The sequence below is a fragment of the Roseovarius sp. MMSF_3359 genome, from assembly GCF_030733385.1.
Classification (GTDB): Bacteria; Pseudomonadota; Alphaproteobacteria; order Rhodobacterales; family Rhodobacteraceae; genus Roseovarius.
In genome coordinates this window covers 263,140-289,285 of sequence record NZ_JASHJC010000001.1, presented here as the reverse complement: position 1 = coordinate 289,285, position 26,146 = coordinate 263,140, and the positions used below count along the sequence as shown (strand labels likewise).

25 protein-coding genes are annotated in these 26,146 nt (G+C 61.4%); 11 read left to right on the top strand and 14 right to left on the bottom strand.

The window, feature by feature from the left end; translation table 11 throughout:
- Positions 1-26: 26 nt before the first annotated feature.
- Positions 27-2,876, top strand: coding sequence for an aminomethyl-transferring glycine dehydrogenase (gcvP, locus tag RBB29_RS01410; RefSeq protein ID WP_306113367.1), 2,850 nt, complete (start codon positions 27-29; stop codon positions 2,874-2,876).
- Between the two features lie 76 nt (positions 2,877-2,952).
- Here gcvP and RBB29_RS01405 read toward each other — a convergent pair whose 3' ends face one another.
- On the bottom strand, positions 2,953-3,417 hold the full coding sequence (locus tag RBB29_RS01405; RefSeq protein WP_306113366.1) for a hypothetical protein: 465 nt from the start codon (positions 3,415-3,417) through the stop codon (positions 2,953-2,955).
- Positions 3,418-3,584: 167 nt separating this feature from the next.
- A complete protein-coding gene (locus RBB29_RS01400; RefSeq protein ID WP_306121090.1) occupies positions 3,585-3,953 on the bottom strand; it encodes a diacylglycerol kinase in 369 nt (122 codons plus the stop codon).
- Between the two features lie 258 nt (positions 3,954-4,211).
- Between RBB29_RS01400 and RBB29_RS01395 the strand changes: the two genes are divergently transcribed.
- Positions 4,212-5,132 (top strand): manganese-dependent inorganic pyrophosphatase, encoded by a 921-nt coding sequence (locus RBB29_RS01395; protein ID WP_306113364.1) that lies wholly within the window; start codon positions 4,212-4,214, stop codon positions 5,130-5,132.
- Positions 5,133-5,283: 151 nt separating this feature from the next.
- Here the strand turns inward: RBB29_RS01395 and RBB29_RS01390 are convergent, their stop codons facing one another.
- The 6 genes from RBB29_RS01390 to RBB29_RS01365 all read right to left on the bottom strand — a co-directional run bounded on the left by RBB29_RS01390 (position 5,284) and on the right by RBB29_RS01365 (position 10,677).
- Complete coding sequence (locus tag RBB29_RS01390) at positions 5,284-5,634, bottom strand: H-type lectin domain-containing protein (protein WP_306113363.1); 351 nt, start codon at positions 5,632-5,634, stop codon at positions 5,284-5,286.
- A gap of 119 nt (positions 5,635-5,753) precedes the next feature.
- Positions 5,754-6,179: a F0F1 ATP synthase subunit epsilon gene (locus RBB29_RS01385; protein ID WP_306113362.1), complete on the bottom strand. Its 426-nt coding sequence runs from the start codon at positions 6,177-6,179 to the stop codon at positions 5,754-5,756.
- Between the two features lie 61 nt (positions 6,180-6,240).
- On the bottom strand, positions 6,241-7,665 hold the full coding sequence (gene atpD / locus RBB29_RS01380) for a F0F1 ATP synthase subunit beta (protein ID WP_306113361.1): 1,425 nt from the start codon (positions 7,663-7,665) through the stop codon (positions 6,241-6,243).
- 18 nt (positions 7,666-7,683) lie between these two features.
- On the bottom strand, positions 7,684-8,559 hold the full coding sequence (locus tag RBB29_RS01375) for a F0F1 ATP synthase subunit gamma (RefSeq protein WP_306113360.1): 876 nt from the start codon (positions 8,557-8,559) through the stop codon (positions 7,684-7,686).
- A gap of 18 nt (positions 8,560-8,577) precedes the next feature.
- A complete protein-coding gene (atpA, locus tag RBB29_RS01370; protein ID WP_306113359.1) occupies positions 8,578-10,116 on the bottom strand; it encodes a F0F1 ATP synthase subunit alpha in 1,539 nt (512 codons plus the stop codon).
- Positions 10,117-10,677 (bottom strand): F0F1 ATP synthase subunit delta, encoded by a 561-nt coding sequence (locus tag RBB29_RS01365; RefSeq protein WP_306113358.1) that lies wholly within the window; start codon positions 10,675-10,677, stop codon positions 10,117-10,119.
- A 620-nt stretch (positions 10,678-11,297) separates the two neighbouring features.
- Between RBB29_RS01365 and RBB29_RS01360 the strand changes: the two genes are divergently transcribed.
- Complete coding sequence (locus RBB29_RS01360; protein WP_306121089.1) at positions 11,298-11,780, top strand: hypothetical protein; 483 nt, start codon at positions 11,298-11,300, stop codon at positions 11,778-11,780.
- Positions 11,781-11,877: 97 nt separating this feature from the next.
- Here RBB29_RS01360 and RBB29_RS01355 read toward each other — a convergent pair whose 3' ends face one another.
- From RBB29_RS01355 to cbiE, 3 genes are all read right to left on the bottom strand, one after another.
- Positions 11,878-12,222, bottom strand: a complete 345-nt coding sequence (locus RBB29_RS01355; protein WP_306113356.1) for a hypothetical protein — start codon at positions 12,220-12,222, stop codon at positions 11,878-11,880.
- Between the two features lie 174 nt (positions 12,223-12,396).
- Positions 12,397-12,909 carry a DUF6882 domain-containing protein gene (locus RBB29_RS01350; protein ID WP_306113355.1) on the bottom strand — a complete coding sequence of 171 codons (513 nt, stop codon included), beginning with the start codon at positions 12,907-12,909 and terminating at the stop codon, positions 12,397-12,399.
- Positions 12,910-12,945: 36 nt separating this feature from the next.
- Positions 12,946-14,139: a precorrin-6y C5,15-methyltransferase (decarboxylating) subunit CbiE gene (cbiE, locus tag RBB29_RS01345; protein WP_306113354.1), complete on the bottom strand. Its 1,194-nt coding sequence runs from the start codon at positions 14,137-14,139 to the stop codon at positions 12,946-12,948.
- Positions 14,140-14,343: 204 nt separating this feature from the next.
- On the opposite strand from cbiE, the gene RBB29_RS01340 reads away from it, so the two are divergent.
- Complete coding sequence (locus RBB29_RS01340) at positions 14,344-15,318, top strand: glutathione S-transferase family protein (RefSeq protein WP_306113353.1); 975 nt, start codon at positions 14,344-14,346, stop codon at positions 15,316-15,318.
- A 3-nt stretch (positions 15,319-15,321) separates the two neighbouring features.
- On the opposite strand, the gene RBB29_RS01335 is transcribed toward RBB29_RS01340, so the two are convergent.
- Positions 15,322-15,681 (bottom strand): response regulator, encoded by a 360-nt coding sequence (locus RBB29_RS01335; protein WP_306113352.1) that lies wholly within the window; start codon positions 15,679-15,681, stop codon positions 15,322-15,324.
- A 353-nt stretch (positions 15,682-16,034) separates the two neighbouring features.
- Between RBB29_RS01335 and RBB29_RS01330 the strand changes: the two genes are divergently transcribed.
- From RBB29_RS01330 to RBB29_RS01315, 4 genes are all read left to right on the top strand, one after another.
- Positions 16,035-16,970, top strand: a complete 936-nt coding sequence (locus RBB29_RS01330) for a threonine-phosphate decarboxylase (protein WP_306113532.1) — start codon at positions 16,035-16,037, stop codon at positions 16,968-16,970.
- Positions 16,967-17,881: an adenosylcobinamide-phosphate synthase CbiB gene (cbiB, locus tag RBB29_RS01325; protein ID WP_306113350.1), complete on the top strand. Its 915-nt coding sequence runs from the start codon at positions 16,967-16,969 to the stop codon at positions 17,879-17,881. Before RBB29_RS01330 ends, cbiB begins: the two co-directional genes overlap by 4 nt.
- A gap of 43 nt (positions 17,882-17,924) precedes the next feature.
- Positions 17,925-19,091 carry a lytic murein transglycosylase gene (locus RBB29_RS01320; protein ID WP_306113349.1) on the top strand — a complete coding sequence of 389 codons (1,167 nt, stop codon included), beginning with the start codon at positions 17,925-17,927 and terminating at the stop codon, positions 19,089-19,091.
- A gap of 250 nt (positions 19,092-19,341) precedes the next feature.
- Positions 19,342-20,550: a DMT family transporter gene (locus tag RBB29_RS01315; RefSeq protein WP_306113348.1), complete on the top strand. Its 1,209-nt coding sequence runs from the start codon at positions 19,342-19,344 to the stop codon at positions 20,548-20,550.
- Between the two features lie 51 nt (positions 20,551-20,601).
- Here RBB29_RS01315 and smc read toward each other — a convergent pair whose 3' ends face one another.
- Positions 20,602-24,057, bottom strand: coding sequence for a chromosome segregation protein SMC (gene smc / locus RBB29_RS01310; protein WP_306113347.1), 3,456 nt, complete (start codon positions 24,055-24,057; stop codon positions 20,602-20,604).
- Between the two features lie 220 nt (positions 24,058-24,277).
- On the opposite strand from smc, the gene RBB29_RS01305 reads away from it, so the two are divergent.
- From RBB29_RS01305 to RBB29_RS01295, 3 genes are all read left to right on the top strand, one after another.
- Positions 24,278-24,754, top strand: a complete 477-nt coding sequence (locus RBB29_RS01305; protein WP_306113346.1) for a hypothetical protein — start codon at positions 24,278-24,280, stop codon at positions 24,752-24,754.
- Positions 24,755-24,764: 10 nt separating this feature from the next.
- A complete protein-coding gene (locus RBB29_RS01300) occupies positions 24,765-25,217 on the top strand; it encodes a GNAT family N-acetyltransferase (protein WP_306113345.1) in 453 nt (150 codons plus the stop codon).
- Between the two features lie 80 nt (positions 25,218-25,297).
- On the top strand, positions 25,298-25,666 hold the full coding sequence (locus RBB29_RS01295) for a GFA family protein (protein ID WP_306113344.1): 369 nt from the start codon (positions 25,298-25,300) through the stop codon (positions 25,664-25,666).
- Here RBB29_RS01295 and RBB29_RS01290 read toward each other — a convergent pair.
- Positions 25,663-26,022 (bottom strand): hypothetical protein, encoded by a 360-nt coding sequence (locus tag RBB29_RS01290; protein ID WP_306121088.1) that lies wholly within the window; start codon positions 26,020-26,022, stop codon positions 25,663-25,665. The two genes, RBB29_RS01295 and RBB29_RS01290, sit on opposite strands and share 4 nt — an antisense overlap.
- Positions 26,023-26,146 lie beyond the last annotated feature (124 nt).

The following is a 26,146-nucleotide window of genomic DNA, read 5'->3' as shown; positions in this document are numbered from 1 at the left end:
CTGCCTCTTACCTGATGGAGTGTGGAATGGCTTTTGAACCAACCAACTATCTTCCGTACGACTTTGCCAACCGGCGTCATATCGGCCCCTCCCCCGAGGAAATGGACGAAATGCTGGCCGAACTGGGCGTGGAAAGCCTTGATGAGCTGATCGACCAAACGGTTCCGAAAGCGATCCGTCAGGAAGAGCCCCTGGATTTCGGGCGGCCCATGTCGGAGCGTGAACTCTTGCACCACATGCGCCTGACTGCGGGCAAGAACAAGGTTCTGACGTCGCTCATCGGGCAAGGCTACCACGGCACCGTGACCCCGCCCGCGATCCAGCGCAACATCCTGGAAAACCCGGCCTGGTACACGGCCTACACGCCTTATCAGCCGGAGATTTCGCAAGGCCGCCTTGAGGCGCTCCTGAACTACCAGACCATGGTCAGCGACCTCACCGGGCTCGAGATCGCCAATGCCTCACTCCTGGACGAATCCACCGCCTGCGCCGAGGCCATGACCATGGCGCAGCGGGTGTCGAAATCCAAACAAATGGCGTTCTTCGTCGATCGCGATTGTCACCCGCAGAACATCGCCGTCATCAAGACCCGTGCGGAGCCTCTGGGGATCGAGGTGATCGTCGGCAACCCCGACAAGCTGGACCCCGAACAGGTTTTCGGCGCCATCTTCCAATATCCGGGCACCTATGGCCATGTGCGCGATTTCACCGATCACATCACCAAGCTGCATGAGCACAAGGCCATCGGCATCGTGGTGGCCGATCCGCTGGCGCTGACGCTGCTCAAGGAGCCCGGTCAAATGGGCGCCGATATTGCCGTGGGCAGCACGCAACGCTTTGGCGTGCCGCTTGGCTATGGCGGACCGCACGCGGCCTACATGGCCTGCAAGGACGCCTATAAACGCTCCATGCCCGGGCGGATCATCGGCGTCAGCATCGACGCCAACGGCAACCGCGCCTATCGCCTGTCACTGCAAACCCGCGAGCAGCATATCCGCCGCGAGAAGGCGATGTCGAACGTCTGTACCGCGCAGGCCCTGCTGGCGGTGATGGCGTCGATGTACGCGGTGTTCCACGGACCCAAGGGCCTCAAGGCCATCGCGCAGCGCATCCACCGCAAGACAGTGCGCCTTGCCGAAGGTTTGGAAAACGCGGGCTTCAAGGTCGATCCCAAGGCATTTTTCGACACGATTACCGTCGATGTCGGACCGCTCCAGGCGGCCGTGATGAAATCGGCCGTGGATGAAAAGATCAACCTGCGCAAAGTGGGCGAAACCCGCGTCGGCATCAGCCTTGACGAGTGCACCCGGCCGGAAAACATCGAATCCGTCTGGCGCGCCTTTGGGATCGTCAAGAACGACGATGATTTCGAACCCAAATACCGCGTGCCGGAAAACATGCACCGCAAGACCGAGTACCTGACGCACCCGATCTTCCACATGAACCGGGCCGAGACAGAGATGATGCGCTACATGCGCCGCCTGGCGGATCGTGACCTGGCGCTTGATCGGGCGATGATCCCTCTCGGAAGCTGCACCATGAAGCTCAACTCCGCTGCGGAGATGATGCCGGTGAGCTGGCGGGAGTTTTCGCGGATGCACCCGTTTGTTCCGGCCAATCAGGCCGAAGGCTACAAGGAGTTGATTGATGATCTGAGCGCCAAGCTCTGCACGATCACCGGCTACGATGGCCTGTCGATGCAGCCCAACTCGGGCGCGCAGGGCGAATATGCTGGGCTTCTGACCATCGCGGCCTATCACCGGGCCAATGGCGAAGGGCACCGCAACATCTGCCTCATTCCGATGTCAGCCCATGGCACCAATCCCGCGAGCGCGATGATGGTCGGCTGGAAGGTGGTGCCGATCCAGTCAAAGGAAAACGGCGATATCGACGTGGAGGATTTCCAGGCCAAGGTCGAGGAGCATTCCGAGAACCTCGCGGGTTGCATGATCACCTATCCGTCGACTCACGGCGTGTTCGAGGAGACCGTCAAGGACGTCTGCAAGCTGGTCCATGACCATGGCGGGCAGGTCTATATCGACGGCGCCAACATGAACGCGATGGTGGGTCTGAGCCGTCCCGGCGATCTGGGCGGTGACGTAAGCCACCTCAACCTGCACAAGACCTTCTGCATCCCTCATGGGGGCGGCGGCCCCGGCATGGGACCGATTGGCGTCAAGGCACACCTGATCCCGCATCTGCCGGGCCATCCGGAAACCGGCGGCGAACAGGGGCCGGTTTCGGCGGCACCTTTCGGGTCACCCTCGATCCTGCCGATCTCTTGGGCCTATATCCTGATGATGGGCGGCGAGGGCCTGACGCAGGCAACGCGCGTGGCGATCCTTAACGCCAACTACATCGCCAAGCGGCTCGAAGGGTCTTACAAGGTGCTCTACCGCGGTCGCGGCGGCCGGGTGGCGCATGAGTGCATCCTCGATACGCGCCCCTTTGCCGAGAGCGCCCATGTCACCGTCGACGATATCGCCAAACGTCTGGTCGACAGTGGTTTTCACGCGCCGACGATGAGCTGGCCCGTGGCGGGCACGCTGATGGTCGAGCCGACCGAGAGCGAGACCAAGGCCGAGCTCGACCGGTTCTGCGACGCGATGCTCGCCATCCGCGAAGAGATCCGCGCCATCGAGGACGGCAAGATCGACGCCGACAATAACCCGCTGAAACACGCGCCCCACACGGTCAATGACCTCGTGGGTGACTGGGACCGGCCCTATAGCCGCGAACAAGGGTGCTTCCCGCCGGGGTCGTTCCGGGTCGACAAATACTGGCCGCCGGTGAACCGCGTCGACAACGTCTATGGCGACCGGCATCTTGTCTGCACCTGCCCGCCGATGGACGAATATGCCGAAGCAGCGGAGTAATTAGCACGCGAGAAACGTAACAGGGCGGCCTTTTGACGGGCCGCCCTTTTTTCGTGCTAAAATAGATTTCTGAAATTCAGGGACAGAGCGCCGGGGATTTGGGGGGATCGCTCTGCTCAGGGGTATGCCGAAACAGTGTTGCAGGTTGATGACAATCGGCATCGAAACTGATCGGTTCGACATTGGCCGGCAGGATCGGCCGCCCATTCCCCCGGAACCGGTTGCTGCGGACACGACGCAGGCGCAACGCAATCCCGAAAAGGCCGATCGCGATGTAGCTCGTCTGGATCATGAAGGACGGCAGATTATAGGCGCTGCTCAGGCTGACGAGCACACAGCTCGCAGCACAGACCTGCAGCACCGGAAAGGTGATGCCGTTGCCGCACAGAATACCACTCTGAACTGAGAAAAAACCACCAATATAGAGCATGAAACCAATGACACCAATGAACTCGGCAAGGTCGGGATACGCCCGGATGAACTCGATAACAGACTGCATTAATAACCCCTTCGAAAAATCCGTCCCCGCCGGTACCAGCAATCCCTGGCATCCCCTCTGGCGGAGCCCGGGAGAATAAATTTAGCCTAAGAGGAAACGTCGCGGAGGGTTAGTCAGGTTTCCCTTACCTTGGGTCATCTTTTGGCGGTTTGAGCTTGGGGTATGGGTCGGCCCTCGCCCGGACACGACCGGTGATCGCAAAAGTGGCGTTAGAATGCCTGCCCTGAGAGCTTGGCATAAAGCGCGCCGGACCACACGATGCCCGGCACCAGCATCGACAACAGCACCGCGAGAGACCCCAGATCCTTGGCGACGCGTGACAATTCGTGGCGTTCCGGCCCGATGCGATCCACAACGGCTTCGATCGCGCTGTTCAGCACTTCGACGATCACCACAAGCAGAACCGAAACGATGAGGAGCACCACCGAAAAGATGCTGCTCCCGAGCCAGAAGGCTGCCGGGATGGACAGCACGAAGATGATGACTTCAAGCCGGAACGCTTCTTCGCCCCGCCACACATCGCCGAAACCCGCGACAGAGTTATGGAAAGCCGCGATCAGGCGCGCGACACCTTTCAATGGCTGGTTTCCCAATGCTGCGCTCCCGTTTCGTCCTGCGCCCTCCGCCTGCACCCTAGTGCTCTGCCAAAAGCCTGTCGATAGCGGTGGATTTTTCTCCGTGATACTGGCCCGGAAAGGTCACAATCAGATCGTCGCAGGCGGGCCTTTCCGCTCTCCATCCCCCCCGCAATGCTGCATTGCAGCATCAGTGGGTGACAAGCGGGACCGAGCACCCTATAAGGCCTCCAAACTTTGGATTTTAACAGGAACCCCACCATGACAACTCTTGTTTTCGGCCACAAATCCCCCGACACCGATTCGACCGGCTCTCCGATCCTTTGGGCCTGGTATCTCAACGAGGTAAAAGGCGGCGATGCGGAGGCCGTTCTGCTGGGTGAGCCGAATACCGAAGCCGCGTTCATGCTCTCCCGCTGGGACTTGCCCAAACCGCGCATCATCGCGGATGTCGATACCGATCAACCCTGCGTGATCGTGGATACCAACAACCCTGCCGAATTGCCCGAGAACATCAACGGCGCGGATGTGCAGGCGATCATCGACCATCACAAGCTGGTCGGCGGGCTGGAAACAAAGGGGCCGATCGACATCACCGTGCGCCCGCTGGCCTGCACCGCAACAATCATGGTCGACCTGATGGGTGACGACGCCGCGCGGATGCCAGATTGGGCCAAGGGCGCGGCCCTGACCTGCATCCTCAGCGATACGCTGGAATTCCGCAGCCCGACAACCACCCCGCATGACCGTGCCGTGGCTGAGAAACTGGCCGCCGATCTGGGCATCAACATCAGCGACTATGCCGCCGAGATGTTTGCCGCGAAATCGGACGTCAGCGCGTTTTCGGATGCCGAGCTTCTGCGCATGGACAGCAAGGAGTATGGCGTGGGCGACACAACCTTCCGCGTGAGCGTCCTGGAGACAACCGCGCCCGCCACCGTCCTCGACCGCAAGGCCAGCCTGATGGACAGCATGACCGCCGTTGCCTCCGAAGACGGGGTAGACCAGGTATTGCTTTTCGTCGTCGACATCCTGAACGAAGAGGCCACGCTTCTCGTGCCGAACGACCTGGTGAAGACAGTTGCCGAAAAGAGCTTTGGTGCCTCGGTCGCCGGTGACACGGTTGTCCTTCCCGGCGTCATGAGCCGCAAGAAACAGATCATTCCGAACCTGGCGGTCTGAACCGACGTCCTATAGACATCGAAGCCCTGCGCCCTGCGCGGGGCTTTTGATTATGCCAAGCTGATCCGCAGCGGCATCTGAGTTGCGAAAACCTGTTTTTATTGTCGACCGCGCCCGTTAAAACACTGCCCCAAGCAGATACTGGTGGGCGCTAATAGAGTTCCCAATCATCGTCATGGGAAACCGCACCGATTGCCATCCAGCGGGCGCGGGCGCGGGCCACGCGGCTGTCGCCCCAGGTTTTGAACACCATGTCAAACCCCTTGGCGGTGATGTTCTCCGCCGAGATATCGGCGCGCGCGTTGGTGGCGCTGTCCATGTCCCACATCGACAGGGCGACATGCACGACGGGCGGCGCCTTGAACGGCTCTTTGAAGGTCAGGGCGTGGCGGCGTTCGCGCGGGCCGTTACCCGTCCACATCTCACCCCCGTCCTCGTAATCCGAGAACAGCACGTCTTCGCCCTGATCGACGCCAATCGCTTGTTTCAAAAACTTTTTCATCGGTCACACACTCAACACATCGCGGCAGCCTTACCAGTGCTTTTCGACGAAATTGAGAAAGAAAAAAGAAAAAGGGGCCTCAAAAGGCCCCCAAATCCCGGTCAAATCTGCACGGCAGATCAGTTGGCGCCGAGGCCGATTTCGCTACCCATTGCGACCATATCGGCCAGCAGTTTGGCGGCGTCATCCACGGGGCCGGGCTCATTGACGAAGGTTTCCTGCGCCTTGGCGAGCTTTTCCTTGGCCTCGTCCACCATCGCGTTGAAGGCTTCCTGTGTCATGTCGCCCTTGGGCACCGCGCGTTCGGCCAAGACCGAGATTCCCGCTGGGCTGATCTCGGCAAAACCGCCGGTCACGACGTATTCCGCCGCGCCTTCGCTGCTTGTCACCTTCAGCACGCCGGGGCGCAATGTGGTGATCAGCGGCGCGTGATCGGGCAGCGCGGTCATGTCACCTTCGGCACCCGGGATCTGCACTTCCTTGGCATCGACCGACGCCAGCAGGCGTTCGGGTGAAACCAGATCGAATTGCACTGTGTCAGCCATTTAGGCCTCCTTGTCTGGCCGCCCCGGGGCCTCTAGCGACCCCGGATTGGCAAACGTGTGATTAGGCGGCTTCCGCGGCCATTTTCTCGGCTTTGGCTTTCACCTCTTCGATGCCACCCACCATGTAGAAGGCACCTTCGGGCAGGTGGTCGTACTCGCCGGCAACTACGGCCTTGAAGGACGCGATGGTTTCTTCCAGCGGCACCTGAACGCCGTCGGAACCGGTGAAGACCTTCGCCACGTCGAACGGCTGGCTGAGGAAACGCTGGATCTTCCGGGCGCGGGCCACGGTCAGTTTGTCCTCTTCGCTGAGTTCGTCCATGCCGAGAATGGCAATGATGTCCTGCAGCGACTTGTAGCGTTGCAGGATCCCCTGCACGTCACGCGCCACTTGGTAGTGTTCCTCGCCCACAACGGCGGGGTCCATCAGACGCGATGTCGAGTCGAGCGGGTCCACGGCGGGGTAAATACCCAGCTCGGAAATCGCACGCGACAGAACGGTTGTGGCGTCAAGGTGCGCAAACGAGGTCGCAGGCGCCGGGTCGGTAAGGTCGTCCGCAGGGACGTAGACCGCTTGCACCGAGGTGATCGAACCGGCCTTGGTCGAGGTGATGCGTTCCTGCATCGCGCCCATGTCGGTCGCCAGTGTCGGCTGATAGCCCACGGCCGAAGGGATACGACCCAGAAGGGCCGAAACCTCGGAACCCGCCTGCGTGAAGCGGAAGATGTTGTCGACGAAGAAGAGAACGTCGGTACCGGACTGGTCGCGGAACTGTTCGGCCAGTGTCAGACCGGTCAGGGCAACACGCATACGTGCTCCCGGAGGCTCGTTCATCTGACCGTAGACCAGGGCCACCTGCGATTTCGACAGGTCTTCGGTGTTGATAACGCCGGATTCGATCATCTCATGATAAAGGTCGTTGCCCTCACGGGTCCGCTCACCCACACCCGCGAACACCGAGAAACCCGAGTGCACTTTGGCGATGTTGTTGATGAGTTCCATGATGAGAACGGTCTTACCCACACCGGCACCGCCGAAGAGGCCAATTTTACCACCCTTCGCGTAGGGGGCCAGCAGGTCCACAACCTTGATGCCGGTCACCAGTACCTCGGATTCGGTCGACTGCTCGGCGAACTGAGGGGCATCCTGGTGGATCGCACGGGTTTCGTCTTTGGCCACGTCGCCACCTTCGTCCACGGGCTCACCCACGACGTTCAGGATGCGGCCCAGGGTCGCGTTGCCCACCGGCACGGTGATCGGGCCATCGGTGTCAACAACTTCCTGACCGCGCACCAGACCTTCGGTGGCGTCCATCGCGATGGCGCGGACGGTGTTTTCGCCCAGGTGTTGGGCCACTTCCAGAACCAGGTTCTTGCCGTTGTTGTCCGTGTTGAGCGCGTTCAGGATCTCCGGCAGGTGATCGTCGAACTGCACGTCCACAACGGCGCCGATCACCTGAGTGATTTTGCCTTTTGCGTTTGCCATTTTTCGTCTCCGGTTCTTCTAGAGCGCTTCCGCGCCCGAAATGATTTCAATAAGCTCGTTGGTGATCACGGCCTGACGCGAGCGGTTGAACTGGATCGTCAGCTTGTCGATCATCTCGCCCGCGTTGCGTGTCGCGTTGTCCATCGCGGACATCCGTGCACCCTGTTCCGACGCGCCGTTTTCCAGAAGCGCGCTGAAGATCGCCGTGGCCACACCGCGTGGCAGCAGATCCGACAGGATCGCCTGCTCGTCGGGCTCGAAGTCGTAGAAAGTGTTGTCACTTTCGCCCTCTTCGGCCTCGAAGGACGCGGGGATGACCTGTTGCATGGTCGGGATCTGGCTGACGACGTTCTCGAACTTCGCATAGAAGATCTTGGCCACGTCGAACTCGCCCGCTTCGAACCGGTCAAGAATGCCCGCGGCAATGCCTTGCGCGTCACCATAGCCCACATTCTTGACCTCGGTCAGATCCACGTGGTGGATGAAGTGATCGCCCAGGTCGCGCTTGATCGCGTCCCGGCCCTTCTTGCCGACGGTGATGATCTTGACGGTCTTGCCCTCGGCCAGAAGCTTCTGTGCCTCGGCCTTGGCCAGCTTGGCGATGTTGCCGTTGAAGCCGCCACACAGGCCGCGTTCGGCAGTCATCACAACCAGCAGATGGGTCTGATCGCTCCCGGTCCCGCTCAAGAGCTTGGGTGCATTATCCGAGGATCCGACCGACGCCGCCAACTTTGCCATCACGGCGTTGAACCGCTCGGCATAGGGGCGCGACATCTCGGCCTTTTCCTGCGCGCGGCGAAGTTTCGCCGCGGCAACCATCTGCATGGCCTTGGTGATCTTGCGGGTCGATTTGACCGACTCGATCCGTGTTTTAAGGTCCTTTAGACTTGGCATAGGCCAATCACCTTTCCCTTAAGCGAAGTCGGCTGCGTATTCGTCCAGCGCGGCCTTGATCTGATCTTCGGCATCGCCTTTGATCTTCGGGTCTTCCTTGGTGATCATGTCGAGAAGTTTGGAATGCTTGCCACGCAGGTGACCCAGCAGACCTTCTTCGAAACGGCCGATCTGGTTGACTTCGATCTTGTCGAGGTAGCCGTTCACACCGGCGTAGATCAGGCAGACGATTTCCGCGTTGGTCAGCGGTGAATACTGCGGCTGCTTCATCAGTTCGGTCAGACGCGCACCACGAGCAAGAAGCTGCTGTGTCGCGGCGTCAAGGTCAGAACCGAACTGCGCAAAGGCGGCCATTTCGCGGTACTGAGCCAGCGACAGTTTCACCGGACCGGCGACGGATTTCATCGCGTTGGTCTGGGCCGAGGAGCCCACACGAGACACCGACAGACCGGTGTTCACCGCGGGGCGGATGCCCTGGTAGAAGAGTTCCGTTTCAAGGAAGATCTGACCGTCGGTGATCGAGATCACGTTGGTCGGAATAAAGGCCGAAACGTCGCCACCTTGGGTTTCGATGATCGGCAGAGCCGTCAGCGAGCCAGCGCCATTGTCTTCGTTCAGCTTGGCCGAACGCTCCAGCAGACGGGAGTGGAGGTAGAAAACGTCACCGGGATAGGCTTCACGTCCGGGCGGACGACGCAGCAGCAGCGACATCTGACGATAGGACACGGCCTGTTTCGACAGGTCATCATACACGATCAGCGCGTGGCGGCCGTTGTCACGGAAGTGCTCGGCCATCGCGGTCGCTGAATAGGGCGCGAGGAACTGCATCGGCGCGGGGTCCGAGGCGGTTGCGGCCACAACGATCGAGTATTCCATCGACCCGGCTTCTTCCAGCTTTTTCACCAGCTGCGCCACGGTCGAGCGTTTCTGACCCACGGCCACGTAGACGCAGTAGAGTTTCTTGGACTCGTCGTCGCCCGCCGCTTCGTTGTAGCTCTTCTGGTTCAGCATGGTGTCCAGAGCGACAGCGGTTTTGCCGGTCTGACGGTCACCAATGATCAGCTCCCGCTGACCACGGCCAATCGGGATCATCGCGTCAACCGACTTGAGGCCGGTTGCCATCGGCTCATGCACCGACTTACGCGGGATGATGCCCGGCGCCTTGACGTCGGCCAGGCCGCGTTTCTTGGTCTTGATCGGACCCTTGCCGTCCAGCGGGTTGCCCAGGGCGTCCACAACACGGCCCAGAAGCTCGTCACCAATCGGCACGTCCACGATCGACTTGGTCCGCTTGACGGTGTCGCCTTCTTTAATGTCGCGGTCGGAACCGAAGATCACGACGCCGACGTTGTCGCTTTCGAGGTTCAGCGCCATGCCCATGATCGAGCCGGGGAACTCCACAAGCTCACCGGCCTGCACGTTGTCCAGACCGTGCACACGCGCGATACCGTCACCAACCGACAGCACGCGGCCCACCTCTGTGACTTCGGCTTCTTCGCCAAAGTTCTTGATCTGGTCCTTCAGGATCGCAGAAATCTCTGCAGCTTGGATACCCATTTATCCGACCTCTTTCATTGCATACTGGAGGGAGTTCAGGCGCGAACGGATCGACGTGTCGATCATTTTCGAGCCCACCTTAACGACAAGACCGCCGATGAGGCTTTCATCCACGGTCGCATTGATTTTCACGGCTTTGCCCATGCGGGACTTCAGCGTCTTGGCCAGCTTGTCGGACTGCGCCTTGGTCAGTTCCTTGGCACTGGTCACGTCTGCGGTCATCTCGCCCTTGTCCTCGGCGATCATGTCCTGCAGTTGCGCGACAAGCTGCGGCAAAACGAACAGGCGGCGCTTCTCTGCCATCAGACCAAGACCGTTTTGCAGGACTTTCTCAAGGCCCATCTTCTCGCCGATGGCGGCAATCGCGGCGCCTTGATCGGCACGCGACACGACAGGGCTGCTGATAAGATCGCGCAGATCGGCGCTATCGGCCAGCGCGGTGCCCAGATCGTTGAGATTTGCCTCGAGTTTTTTGAGGGATTTGCCCTCTTTCGAAATCTCGAAGATGGCGGTGGCATAGCGCTCGGCAATGCCGGAAGAAATCGAAGCTGGTTCGGACACGTCCACCCTTCCGATAATCTGGCCCCGGTTTGTCGGTGGCGCGTTGGCGACCTCCGGGGGCGTTTCCCGACGATGTTTTTTGAAAAGCATCGAAATTCGGCGTGGGTGTAACAGAGGTGTGCGGACCTCGCAAGCCGCTTAGATTAACTGCTAAAAATGCGAATTTTATTTGTTTTCAAATGCTTGACCAGCCTGCGACCGTTTGCACCATTTTCGCTGTCTCATTTTTTGGCCTGAATCTCATGTTTTCCGCGATTCCTGCCCGTGATCGCCGTCACATTTCGTGAGGTGCCGTTGCCGCTAACAGCACGCTCACGACGAAAGGCGGAATTGGATGTACGTGCTGCGACACCAACTGGCACCATCCACGGTCTTGAACGACCTCGGTCTTTATCCGCCAATTGCGTGGCCAAATCGTTGCGAGCAGCCAAGGTCTTTCACCAATGTACCGCTTGACTCATCGACACTCCAGCAAGACAACCAATTCAGAAGCAACGGGGGACGAACGGGTGGCGAAACGACTTTTCTGTTCGACTGCATGCTGCCTTGTCCTAGCCATGCCCGTCCCCGCGACGGTTCTGGACGGTAAGATCCTTGAACAAGTCGGCACGGGAAAGTTCGTGAAGCTTGAAACGACAACTCCGTTTTCAGTCGGGGCGGATAATTTCAACGACGACAACCTCTATGCCTTCGACGAAGACCAGAACATCCTGGTCGACACACCGCTGCGGGTCGATATCGGCGGCACCAATGGAACCATCCCTCGCGGCACCATCATTGCAAGCCACTATGTGTTCTTTGACAGTTGGGGCCGCAACCTGCGGCCTCAGTACGGGTATGTCGATTTCGACGCGCCCATCCTTGGCGTTGCGACCACCGAGCGGACGATGGCGGCCACGGATTTTCTCGCCAATACGTCTGTCCGGTACATCAGCGCAGAACTGCGCGGCCTCGAAGAAGGCGACAGCGTGAAGCTGGATCGTGACCACCCCAATCGCCTTTGGGTGCGGTGGGCGGCGTCAACACCTGGCGACTACATCCGTGTCTTTACGCAGATGTCGCCCAGCGCGATGCAACAACCGAATGCCATCACCGGGCAGTAATCACATCGCCAAATCACATTGAGGCAGGTTGCGCTGCCTCTCGCATCGGCAGGGCATAATTCGTCACATTGGATATGTCCGCGACAGCTGTAGGGTTTTATTCGAGCAGCGCGATTGGTGCATCGGGGGCACGGTAGAAATCGAGCGGTTGGCGGTCCACCGCCTCAGACGTGCGTTTGTACTCGAACTCGATCTCGTCACCTTCTTCGCCGCTGGCCACGATCAGGCAGCGCGACAGGTGCCGCGTACCATCGAACATGTCCACCAGCCCGCGCAAATGCGGCGCTTCATCCGCGTCGAGAGAAAATCCATTATGCCAACTGCGCAGGATCCGATAAGTCCGGTCGCCCGCCTGGACATTCAGGCGGCTGCTTTTCTTGAGGGCGCGTTTGCGAGCAGCATCAAGGCCGGCTTGCACTTCGGGGGACAAAAAAGTCGACATCGGGTGATTCCCTTAACCAGTACCCGAAAAGAATGTCGCACGGGATCGTAACGGTCACGTTAAATATCGGGAATGCCGTTATTTAGGACCGTTTCGGCGACGCACTGCCGTACAACATGGGATGATCAAGGCGTGGCCCGAGGATTGTTTCCAGACCGCACAAAATCGGCCCACCTATTCGTAAGGCTTTGTGTTTTCGGGGTAAAACCAGACGAGACAGACAGAGCCGCCACCGCCGTGATCACCGATGAAAACCCCGTCTGCATGGGCAAGATAGGCCGCGATGGCGGTATATTCCTCGGCCTTCTTGCGCGTGGCCTTGCCACCCCGGGTCAACAAATCCTCGATTTCCTGCCGATCCCCGTAACGCTGCGCCGCCCAGGCCGCCTGCTGCAGAGGCTGTGGGACCGAAGGGTGCCCCCATCCCCACATGAACGACCCGTCATCGGAAAACGTCCCTGCAACCTGCGCTGACAGCGCCAGATCAGGATGCCCGTCAATCTTCAATGTCAGATCACCAGTCTCAAGGTCGAACTCAAAGCCGGACGCATCCGGGACGACGTTTTTCGCGCTCACCTCCGCCACATAGTCCTTGGCCTCGCGGCTGAGTTTCTTGTAGTTTTTCGGGATGGATTTCGCTCCCTGATCCGCCTTGCGGTTCACGAATTCAGCCAGAAAATCTCTCATTCTCATCCCTTCCTGCCATCTCGTCTATGGGCGCGCTCAGCGTTTGATATGGCTCCATTGCAAGACCGGGTCCAGCCTGCGCCAGTCGCCTGTGTCGTCTGCCCGTTCAACCGAGAGCCGCACCAGCTGTCCGTCCTGCTGCCCGTGTATCTCCTGCAACAGCGCCTCGTCTTCCGACGTTACCGCGTTGCACACCATGCGACCCAACGGACGCAGCGCCGCCCAGGCAAGGTTAAACGTATCCCGCGACAGCCCGCCCCCTATGAATACGGCATCGGGCGCCTCTAACCCGTCAAGGGCGCCGGGAACTTCGCCATCGACGAGCATCAGCCGCGGCACACCGAGGGCAAGCGCATTCGCTGCCGCCATCGCCCGCCGGTCGGCGCGCGGGTCGATGCCCACCGCGCGGGTATACCGGGCGCCGCGCATCCATTCGATCGCGACCGAGCCGCAGCCGGTCCCGATGTCCCACAGGAGCGCACCGCGCATCGGCATCAGCTTGGACAGGGTGACGGCGCGCACCTCCTGCGGCGTCAGGGTCTCATCGCTTTGGAACAGCGCATCGGACAGCCCTGGCACCCGCGGCAGAAGGGCCGCATCCCGCGCGGCGACACATTCCACCGCCAGGGTGTTGAACGCGGGAACCGTATGATCCCAACTCTCGGCCAGCCCGTCGAACCGCACCTCCTCTTCACCCCCCATCGCGGCAAGAACGCTCATCGGTGACCGGCCAAACCCGCGTTCGGTCAGGAACCGCGCGATGCGGGCCGGTGTCTCTGCGCCCGTGGTCAGGATCAGAAGCCGCGCATGGGGCTGGATGAAGGCGATCATCTGCTCAACCGGGCGGCCATGCACAGTCAGCGTCTCCAGGTCAGCCATCGACCAGCCCATGCGCGCCGCCGCCAATTGAAACGCACTCAACTGCGGGTGATAGGTGATCTCGGCCGGGTCCATCGCCCGCCCGATCCGTGCCCCGATGGAAAACCAAAGCGGGTCGCCCGTGGCCAACATCACGACACGTCTTGGTTTCAGACCCTCAAGCAGCGCCATCAGATCTTCGAACCTCTCGGGCCAGTCCAGGTGCTCGGCAGAGAGCGCATCGGCGAGACCTTCGTGCCGGTCACCACCGATGATGACTTCTGCGGCCTCGACCACCGCGCGGGTCGCCGGTTGCAGCCCGTGCAAACCGTCTTCGCCAATACCGACCACATGCAACCAGGTATCCGGCATCGGACACGCTCCCCTTGAAACTCTTTCGCGGGTGCAAGAACGCACCGCAGTTTTCCTCTATAGGGGTTCGAATTCCGATGGAAGCCGGTGAAACGCCTTTGCCTCCGCAATCGGAATTGTGCGCGGATGCACCAGTCCTGCGCGGCCATCGGCGTTTTCGAATGTGCACGGGGCGTTAGGTTCCCTGCCAAAGGAGATCACATTATGGGCCAACTGGTAGACGGCGTCTGGGAAGATAGCTGGTACGACACAAAATCCTCGGGCGGCAAATTCGTTCGCTCCACCGCAAAATTCCGCAACTGGATCACCGCAGATGGCGCGCCGGGACCCTCTGGCGAAGGCGGCTTTCCGGCCCAATCGGGACGCTACCACCTCTATGTCTCGCTCGCCTGCCCCTGGGCGCACCGAACGCTTGTCTTTCGCGCCTTGAAGGACCTCACCGACCACATTGGCGTCTCTGTCGTGCATCCCGACATGATATCCGACGGATGGACCTTCGACGACGACTACGAAGGCGCCACTGGCGACACGCTGTATGGCTTGCCCTTCGCCCGCGACATCTATCTCAGGGCCGATCCCAATATTTCGGGCCGGGTGACGGTGCCAATCCTTTGGGACAAGGAGCGGGAGACCATTGTTTCCAACGAAAGCGCCGAGATCATTCGCATGCTGAATTCTGCCTTCGACGGGTTGACCGGCAACACCGACGATTATTGGCCCGAAGAGCTGCGCGATGCGATCGAACCGATCAACGCGCGTATCTACGACACGGTGAATAACGGCGTCTACAAGGCCGGTTTCGCCACCTCGCAGGATGCCTATGACGCCGCTGTTGGGCCGCTCTTCGACAGTCTGGACTGGCTGGAGAGCCGGTTGAGCGAAAACCGCTACCTGCTGGGCGACCGCATCACCGAAGCCGACTGGCGGCTTTTCACGACGCTGATCCGTTTCGATCCGGTCTATCACCTGCACTTCAAGTGCAACCGCGCGCGGATAGTCGATTATCCCAACCTCTGGGGCTATCTCAGGGAACTCTATCAATGGCCCGGCGTGGCAGGCACCGTGAACCTCGATCACATCGTGCGGCACTATCACTACAGCCACGATACGGTGAACCCGCACCGCATCATCCCGATTAACCCTGTTCTTGATCTCAACGCCCCGCATGGGCGCGGTTAACGCTTATGCGCGGCCGTAATGCTCCACCATCGCCGTCAGGTCCTCTGGCGGCGTGTCGGTCTGCAGATAGGCGCAGGCATTTGCGCTGAGGTTAAAGATCGACCCGTCCGAGAAAAAGGACGTGTCGGTCACGAAGATCACCTGCGTCTTGGGATAGCGGTAACTGGCCAGGTCCGATATGGCAAAGGCGCTGCCATGGGGCAGGACCAGGTCCAGGACGATAATGTCAAACTGCTGTGTTTGCAGGGCGCTGATGGCTCCTGCCTGGCTCAGCTCCAGACGCACATCCATCCCCTGACGCTCCATGTGACGTTTCCACAAAGCGCCCAGATCCGGCTGACTTTCAACAATCAATACTCTCATGCTCGCTCCGTTCGATCTATTCAAACTACCAATATTCGAGCTAAAATACTTGCACCAATACCCTTCCGTGATTGACGTCATTCGTTAACAAATGATTAACGGTTACAGAATGTGTTCGTCACCGGGCGCCGATGGTTGTGAATTGCGCGGGTTTCCGCTTGAAATGGGCTTAATTAACCATGTTTGCAGGAAAAAACCGGTCGATGACCTTGTTATTGCCGCCTATGTCTGGGCGCAGATTCGACCGGAAATCTGACCGATGAGACGTGGCTTTCACTCGACAGGTATCGCCTGCAACCGGCCGCAACCTGACCTGCGCCTTGGCCGATCCCCGGCCGGAAGGCTTTCCTGACATGACGGCGGCAAGAGATCATGGCGGTGGCGTCGATGCGGCCATCGCGACCTATGGCGGAACAAGGTCGGAATGGATCGACCTGTCGACCGGCATCAACCCCGTCCCCTACCCGCTGCCGGAGATCCCCGCACAGGCGTGGAATGCCTTGCCCGACCGGGCCGCCAGCCAAGCCTTGGAGGTCGCCGCACGACGCTTCTGGCAAATCCCGGAGAGGTGCGCGGTACTTGCAGCCCCCGGCGCATCGGCGCTGATTGCCCGCATTCCCGGGCTGCTTGACCCGGGCATCGTCGATATTCCGACACCAACATATAACGAACATGCCGCCGCCTTTACGGCCCATGGCTGGGCCCAAGCATCGCGAAACGCCACCGCGAAGGTCATCGTGCATCCCAACAATCCAACGGGTCACTGGTACACACTCGAGGATCTCACCGCCCCGTTCATGGTGATTGATGAGAGTTTCGCCGATGTCGACCCTTCACGGTCGATGATCGGCATCGCGGATCAGCCCGGCCGTATCGTCCTGAAGAGTTTTGGCAAGTTCTGGGGTCTGGCGGGGCTGCGCCTGGGATTTGCCATCGGGCCGCAGGAACTCATCGACAGGCTGTCGCAGATGCTGGGGCCGTGGCCCGTTTCCGGACCGGCGCAGAGTGTGGCAACCGCGGCCCTGACCGATCTGGCCTGGGCCCGTACGACGCGGGACCGGTTGACCCGGGATGCCGGGCGGCTCGACCGGATCATGACAACTGCGGGGGCCGAGGTCACCGGTGGTACCCCTCTTTTCCGGCTCTACCGCGTGGACAACGCCGCCGCATGGCAGGACCGGTTGGCCCGGCATCACATCTGGACGCGCGTCTTTCCTTATTCGGATGAACTGATCCGCCTTGGCCTGCCGGGTGCAAAGGACTGGTCCTGGCTGGAGGCGGCATTGTGAGCAACGCCCTCATCCTCGGGTTTGCCATGGTGCTGGACGCGCTCTTTGGAGAGCCGCGGTGGCTGTGGTCGCGCGTGGCGCATCCCGCGGTTCTGATGGGGCGTGCGGTGGGTATTGTCGATCAGCGGTTCAATCATGGCAGCGCCCGCAAGGCGAAGGGCATCATCGCGATGATCCTGCTGGCGCTCGGTGCGCTCCTGTTGGGCTGCGTGCTTTCGTGGTTTGGCGGCCTGGTCGAAATGCTGGTCGTGGCGGTGCTGCTCGCGCAGAAATCGCTGGTCGAGCATGTGCGCGCCGTGGCGGATGCGCTCAGGGTCTCCCTCGGGGATGGTCGCCACGCGGTCGCAATGATCGTGGGGCGCGATACGGCCGGGATGGATGCCTCGGCCATTGCCCGCGGGGCCATCGAATCCGCCGCCGAGAACCTGTCAGATGGCGTGATCGCACCGGCTTTTTGGTACCTGGTCGGCGGATTGCCGGGGCTGCTCCTCTACAAGATCACCAACACCGCCGACAGCATGATCGGCTACCGCACCGAACGCCACGCGGAATTCGGATGGGCCGCCGCGCGGTTCGATGACCTGCTGAACCTGGTCCCGGCACGGGGAACCGCCCTCCTGATCGCGCTCAGCCATGGCATCCTTGGGACATGGCGGGCCATCGCGACCGATGCGCGCCTTCACCGGTCGCCCAATGCGGGCTGGCCCGAGGCCGCCATGTCACGCGCACTGGGCGTCGCCCTCTCGGGCCCACGATCCTATGACGGCGAGATGCGCGACTTCGCCTATGTCAACGGGTCGGGTGCGCGCGATATCGGGGCCGATGCGGTCGATGCGACCTGCGCAGCCCTGTGGCGCAGTTGGGCCACAGCCCTTGCGGCAATTCTGGCCCTCGCGGTTGTCACGGCGTGATCACATCCCTAGTTTGGCCGGATTGAAAAGACCCGGAGAGATCATGCGCGTTCTTAGTTTTGCCTTGGCCATCGGTCTGGCCCCTCTTGCCGCCTCTGCCAGTTGCGGCGGCAATTTCACCAGCTTCGTCAGCGCAATGAAAGAAGAGGCCGTGTCGCGGGGCCACGCGCCCGGCAGTGTCGATCGTTTCTTTGCCGCGGTCCAGCCCGACCCGAATGTCATCAAGGCCGACCGGCGGCAGGGGGTCTTTCAACTCAACTTCACCGATTTCGCACGACGCCTGATCAGCCGGAACCGTTTCAATACCGGCGGCGCCAAGGTGCAGGAGTTCGAGAGCACGTTCAAAAGGATCATCGACGAATATGGCGTGTCGCCCGGTGTGCTTCTGGCCTTCTGGGCGTTCGAGACCGATTACGGGTCGTTCCAGGGCGATTTCAACACGCTTAACGCCCTTGTCACCCTGGCCCATGATTGTCGCCGCCCCGACCTTTTCCGACCGCAGGTCTTTGCCGCGCTGGAGCTTTACGAGCGGGGCGACTTCGATCCGGTCCGCACTACCGGCGCCTGGGCCGGTGAGATCGGCATGGTCCAGATGCTGCCGCAAGACATACTCGACAACGGGGTCGATGGTGACGGGGACGGCAAGGTCAACCTGAAGACATCCGCACCCGATGCCCTGCTCTCGGGCGCCAAGATGCTCTCGCATCTGGGCTGGCGTCCGCACGAGCCGTGGCTGCAGGAGGTTTCCGTTCCAAGGAAGATGGACTGGTCACAAAGCGGGCTGCGCACGACGAAACCCGGTGCCGAATGGGCCGCCATGGGGATCAAGTCCCGCGATGGCGACATCGCCGGCTCCCTGCCTGCAAGCCTTATCCTGCCGCAGGGACGCAACGGGCCGGCCTTCCTCGCCTATCCGAATTTCCGCGTCTATTTCGAGTGGAACCAGAGCTTTACATATGTTCTGACGGCCGCCTATTTCGCCAATCGCCTGCAGGGCTCACCGGTCTTCACCGCAGGCAACCCGGATCCCGGCCTGACGGGTGACGAGATGAAGCAGCTGCAACGCAAACTGGCAGCGCGGGGATATGACGTCGGTGAAATCGACGGCATCCTTGGGGCCGGAACCCGCGCGGCTGTGCAGGCCGTTCAGGTCGAGCTGGGCCTGCCTGCCGATGCCTGGCCCACCAGGGGCTTGCTTTCAAAACTCTGACCCGCGGACCGGACGACCCATTCCGAACCCGATCCATCGGAGCGATTTGAAATAGTTTTCGCGCGTCTGTGATCATCTGTCATTTACTTCAAGTAATTGTTTTATAATCAAAATACTCGCATCACGCGCGTGTGACCCGAATTTTATCAACAGCATAGAACCATTTCCTGCCCGCGACCGTATCTGTGTCGAACAAGGCAAAGGAACGGGCGCGCGCCCGATGGTTCGAATGATGTTAGGAAACGGCACAATGCAAGTGCACTCGGGGATCGCCCGGCGGTTTGGCTTCACGGCCCCGTCCACGGCGACGCTTGGCGCGCTTGCGGCCTGGGTGGCCGTAGTGATCTATGCCGCGTCGAACTCCATCGTGACGCTACTCGTTGGCATCGGTGAGGCCAATCCGATCTCTGGAGGTGTCAATGCCATCACCTATACCAACCTCTACCTGTTGGGATCACTGATCTCGCTCCTGCCGATGGCCCTGCTCTATCGCCGTGACCTGACGCGTGCCAACCTCAGGCGCCTGACCCCGCATCAGTGGCGCTTGCTCGGCATTTCGGCTGTGCTGTCCTCGGTCCTCACGCCGGGGCTTTTCTTCTATGCGCTCGAACATACGACAGTCACCAACATCGTGCTGGTGGGCCGGATCGAGCCACCGCTGTTCCTATTGGCCACGTGGTTTTTCCTGCGCGAGCGGTTGAACCCCTGGGCAATGCTGGCCGGGTTGACCGCTTTGACAGGGGCAATCGTGGTGATCGGGACGGGCAGCAACGCCGGTATGCTCACGCTTGGCAAGGGCGAGGTCGCCACCGTCGCGGCCACGCTCTCGTTCATCGCATCGACCATCGTGACCCGCGTGGGGCTGCGCGACGTCCCAATCGGCATCTTCGCCGTCTTCCGCACCGGCCTCGGCGCTAGCCTCTATTTTGTCCTCGTGGCAGGTTTCTTCGGTCTCGATAGCTTCGAGGGCGTTTTCGAACCGATCGTCTGGCAGTGGGTCTGGGTCTACGCCATCCTCATCATCGTTCTGGGCCAGATCGCGTGGAACTACGGGCTGAAACACGCGCGTGCCGGTGACGTTGCACTGGCCACGTCGTTTTCTCCGCTGGCCGCGATCCTGATCGCGATGGCGCTTCTGGGCGAAGATCCCGGCCCTGGCCTGATCCCCGGTGCGGCGATCATCCTGCTGGCCATCGCGATCGGTCATTTCGGTCGGCATGCCAGCGACCAAGCCGAGAACCAACCCAAGGATCATATGGCAATCCTCCGTCCCCAGTGGGAGAGTGCGGGATGGATGCAGAGCCATGTGGCGGTCCGGCCCTTTGCGCCGCAAGCGTTGTACGCCCCTCCTCCAGGGGAACGCCGCCCAAGCGCGGAGGGTCGGGCAGGACCGTTATCGGCCCGCCCACCCGGACATCATCGTGCGCTCAACCGTCACCGGCTACACGGTCGATGTTAGGGCGCACCGGATGACCCCGGAGCAGATGTGTTGAATTCGACCTGAGGCCGCTCAGGCGACCATTTGCTCGGCTTTCTTCAGGTCAACGCTGACCAACTGGCTGACCCCTTGTTCAGCCATGGTCACCCCGAACAGGCGGTCCATCCGGCTCATCGTGACCGCATGGTGGGTGATTATCAGGAACCGCGTTTCGGTCCGGCGGCACATCTCGTCCAGTAGGTCGCAGAAGCGCGTGACATTGGCATCGTCGAGCGGTGCGTCGACCTCGTCGAGCACACAGATCGGCGCCGGATTGGCGAGGAAGACGGCAAAGATGAGCGCCAACGCGGTCAGGGTCTGCTCGCCCCCAGAAAGCAGGCTCAGCGTGGCGAGTTTCTTGCCCGGTGGCTGGCACATGATCTCAAGCCCGGCATCGAGCGGATCATCGCTTTCGACCATCACGAGGTTCGCCTCACCGCCACCAAAGAGATGCTTGAAGAGCAGCGAGAAGTTGCTGTTGACCTGCTCGAACGCGGTCAAAAGCCGTTCACGCCCCTCGCGATTGAGGCTGGCAATGCCGCTGCGCAGGGTCTTGATCGCCTCCTCGAGGTCGGTCTTTTCCGCCAGAAGCGTGGTGTGTTCTTCCTCGACCTCGCGGGCGTCCTCCTCGGCCCGCAGGTTGACCGCGCCCAGGGCATCGCGCTGCCGCTTGAGCCGGTTCACATCCGCTTCGATTGCATCTGCCGCCGGCATGTTTTCGGGATCCGCATCCAGCGATTCCAGCAGCTTTTCGGGTGTCGTCTCCTGATCTTCGGTGATCCGCTCGGCGGCGTGATTGCGGGTGTCGCGCGCGGCCTCTGACCGGGCCTCTGAACGCGCCCGCGCCTCGCGCGCCTCACTCGCAGTACGTTCCGCATCGCGTTCGGCCTCAACCGCCTGACGGGCCGCACCTTCCCCGGTCGACAGCGCATCGGCGGCTTCGGCCCGGCGGGCCTCGGCCTTGTCGATCTCGGCGCTCAACTCGGTACGTTTTGCGGCAATCTCCTCGGGGGCCGCCATTGCCTGCGCAAGCTCCAGCTCGGATGCGTCCTTGCGCTCGGCCAGTTCGGCACTGCGTTTTTCTGCCGTTTCCAAACGGTGCCGCCAGCCGCTCAGCTCCTTGGTGACTTCCTGGCTGCGTTTGGTGCGCGCCTCGCCTTCGCGGCGCAGCTCGTCATGGGCCGACCGGCGCGCCATCATCGTCATGCGCGAGGCTTCGACCGTCATCTTGACGTCCTCGACCCCCGCCCGCGCAGCGTCCAGATCGCCCAGGTCGGCAAGTCCCTTCTCGGCCTCGGCCAACTGCTTGCGCGCGCCCATCGCCTCTTCTTCGTGCCGGGTCACCGCAAGGCCAAGCGACTCCAGCCGCGATTGCGCGAGGTTGCGATCCGCCTCCGCCTTGGAAAGCGCCCGGTTGGCCTCATTCACGGCCACGTCCGCCGCGCGCCGGGCCTGCCGCGCATCGGCATCAGCTTTGGTGACCTCGGCCAGCTTGGCGGTCAACGTCTCATGGGCCAGCCGCGCGCCGTCTGCCCGGGCGGTTGCATGCTCAAGCTCCTGCTTGAGGACCTCAAGACGGTTCAACTGCTGCAATCTGAGCGCCGCGGCGCTCGGCGCGTCCTCGGCCCAGGCACGAAACCCGTCCCAACGCCACAGATCGCCCTGCGTGCTCACCAGCCGCTGGCCAGGCTTCAACGCGGCCTGCAACCGCGGCCCATCATCCGCGTCCACGAGCCCGATCTGCCCCATGCGCCGGGCAAGAACCTCAGGGACCGACACATAATTCGACAGCGCCTTGACCCCATCGGGCAGCGGTTGCGCCTGGGCGTAGCCTGCAAGCGTCACCCACCCCGAAGGACCATCGCCACTGACCTCGGGCGCGCGCAGGTCGTCGGCAAGTGCCGCCCCAAGCGCCTTTTCATACCCGGTTTCGACCTTGAGCCGATCCATGATCTGCCCGCCCTCGGCAGTGTCCCGTTCGACCAGCTTGGCCAGGGCGGAAACCTCGGCGCGCAGGGCGTTGACCTCACCCTCGGCCTCGGAGCGTTCGGCACGGGCTTCGACCTCCTTGGCCTGGGTATCGGCGCGGGCATCGTCAGCCGCGATCAGGGCGGCCTCTGCGGCTTGAGCGGCCGCAACAGCTTCTTTCTCTGCCGTGTAGGCAGCGTCATGATCTGCGCGGGACGTCTCCAGCGCCTCTTGCGAACTGGCCACCGCGTCGCGCGCCCGGGTCGCTTCGGCCTCTGACCGCTCCAGTGTCTTTTGACTGTCGCTCAGCAGGCGTTGCGCCGATTGGTGCCGTGCCGCCAGTCGCGCCACGTCTTCGGTCAGTTGGCTCAGGTCGTTTTCCCGCTCCTGAAGGATGCTGGCCGCATCGCGCGCCTCTTCCGACGCTGCTTCAAGCCGCGCCTCGTGACCCTCGCTGGCCTTGGCAAGTTCCTGCGCTTCCCATTCCAGCCGTCCGATCGTCTCGCCCGCATCGCGGTTCAGGCCCGATTCCCGATCAATGTCATGCGCCAGTTGTTCAATCCGGTGCTGCAGGGTCTCGATACGGTCGCGGGCGCTCGCTTCCTGTTCGTTTAGCGTATCACGCTGCACCTGAAGCCGTTGCAGGATCGCCGCGGCAATGGCCTCTTCCTCGCGGAGCGGCGGCAAGGATTCCTCGGTTTTCGCCCGCAGCTTGGCGGCCTCGCGCGCGGCACTTTCGCTCTGGGACGCGGTTGTCGTCCGCTCGCGCAACTCCGCCTCCGCCCGTGCACAGGCCTCATCGGCCTCTTTCCAGCGCCGGTAAAGCAACAACCCCTCGGCCCGTCGGAGATCCTCACCGATCGCCCGATACCGGGCCGCCTGCCGGGCCTGCCGCGCCAATTGCGCCAACTGGCCCGCCAATTGTTCAATCACGTCATCGACGCGGGTCAGGTTGGTCTCGGCCCCTTTGAGCTTCAACTCCGCCTCGTGCCGCCGCTGATAGAGGCCGGAAATACCCGCCGCCTCTTCGAGGATACGCCGCCGCGCCTTTGGCTTTGCGTTGATAAGCTCCGAAATCTGCCCCTGCCGGACCAGCGCCGGGCTATGCGCCCCGGTCGAGGCATCGGCGAAGAGCATCTGCACATCGCGCGCCCGCACGTCCTTGCCGTTGACCTTATAGGCGCTGCCGACGTCGCGGGTGATCCGGCGCACAATCTCGATATGATCGGCATCGTTGAACCCCGCCGGTGCCAGCCGGTCGGCATTGTCGATATGCACGCTGACCTCGGCAAAGTTGCGCGCGGGCCGCGTGGCCGCGCCGGCAAAGATCACATCCTCCATACCGCCGCCGCGCATCGCCTTGGGCCGGTTTTCCCCCATGACCCAGCGCAGCGCCTCCAGCAAGTTCGACTTGCCGCAGCCATTCGGCCCCACAACGCCCGTCAGCCCATCCGCGATAAAGAGATCGGTCGGGTCCACGAAGCTCTTGAAGCCGGTCAGTCTGAGCTTGGAAAATTGCAAAAAGGGTCGCCTTGGACAGATGATTCCGATTGACCCTAAATGTGCGGGCCACAAAAGCCATCTGTCAACGGCAAACCCCACGATATGGCAAAACAACACCACTTATCCACAAGATATTGCGGCGCGCGCCGAAAGTGTTAACCCTGCGGTGTATCGCATTGGCCCGCCCGCACATCCTTGTTAACATCCTGCGCAAATCACCGAAAAAAGTGTGAATTTCATGACCAGATCCATCGTTCTGCTTGCCATTGGCGTCCTCTTTGGCGCGGGTCTCGGCTTCTTGATCGCCGCCGGGTCCGGCATGGAGGAAAAGGCCAATCCGGTTCACGATCACTCTGCCCATGACCACGGCGGAGGGATGCACCACGCGACTCTCACCGAGGTCGAGGGTGACGCACCGACACTTGCGCTCTCCCTGCATCCGGACGGCCCACAAAGCCGCAACCTGCACTTGAAGGTGACCGGTTTCACTTTTGCGCCCGAGGCGGTGAATGGCGCCCATGTGCCGGGCGAAGGGCATGCGCATGTTTATGTCAATGACATCAAGTTCGCGCGCGCCTATGGCCCTTGGGTGCATCTGGACGCCTTGCCCAAAGGCCGTCATGTGATCCGTGTGACGCTAAACGCCAATGACCACGCGCAACTGGCCCGTGACGGCGCCCCGATTGATGCCAGCCTTGAGGTCACCATCGAATGAAGCCCCACCCATGATCCTGATCGAACCCGCCGACCCCCGAAGCCCCGGACCCAGCGCCCTGCTCCGCTCAAGCCACGCGTTGATGCAGGCGCTTTATCCGCCTGAGGAAAACTATGCCCTTGATATCGAAGAGCTTTGCGCGCCCGGCATCTATTTCTTTGCGGCCCGTGAGAATGGTGAAACCCTTGGCACCGGGGCCTTGGCGGTTCGTGAGGGTTATGGCGAAGTAAAATCCATGTTCACCGCTCCTGAGGCCCGCGGCAAAGGCGTGGCAGCGGCCCTTCTGCGTCAGCTTGAAGACCAGGCGAGGCAGTTGAAACTCCCCTATCTCCGGCTTGAAACCGGGGACGAGCTGGCCGAAGCGGTCCGCCTTTACGAGCGGCACGATTTCCGGCGCTGCGGGGTTTTCGGCGACTACCGTCCCAATGCCTTTAGCGTTTTCATGGAAAAGCCGCTTGGTTGAACTACCTCCAACTAACCACGTGTGACCAAGGCAAGATGTCTCAGGTGAGGAAAGCAGACCAACCATCGAAAGATGATGTCATGAGCCTACACGGCCACTGTCTTTGCCAGTCTGTGCGCTTCGAGCTCTCCGGCCCGCATAACTGGGTTGGCACCTGCCATTGCGACAGTTGCCGCCGCAGTGCCGGCGCCCCCGCAGTGACGTTTATCGGCCATCCCAACGGCCAATGGCGATGGACGGGCGAGACGCCGGCGCGCTTCATATCGTCGCCCGGAAACTACCGTTACTTCTGTCCCAAATGCGGGGCGTCCGTAGCCTATTCCTCCGACAGGTACCCCGACGAGTTCCATTTCCACGCGGCCCTTCTGGAAAACCCGGATGCCCTGACCCCGACGGAGGTGTTCCACGATGACGAACGGTTGCTTTGGGATCTCGACCCCAAGACCTAAACCGGTTCGCAGGTCAGATCGGCAAAACTGTCATAGATGACATCAATCGAACATTCGAATTCGACGTCCCGTGGCAACGGCTCCAGCCATCCGCCGCAATCGAGCCACGCCTGCATGACCGCCGCATCGCCAACCAGCTTGCGTACCCGGCAGCCACTGACCTTTTCGATGGCATAGACACCCCGCGGTGCCACCGCCGCCAGCCGCGGCGCATTTTCGGCGTTGAGACGGATCGCCTCGGCGCGTTTGCCCTTGATGCGGACGTCAAAGGTACTCCGCGCGACATGGATGCGGGTGGCGGGCACATCGCGAAACTCCAGCCCCGGCGCATCGCACCCGAGCAGACCTATCGCCATCACCGCCGTCAGCTTCTTCATGACGACAGAGTGGCGCGATCAGTGTTAACAAATCCTTATTGCGTCTTGGCGGGCGGGCGTTTGCGCTTGCACCTCCCTATCTCTCTGCCCAAAGTCGCCGCAG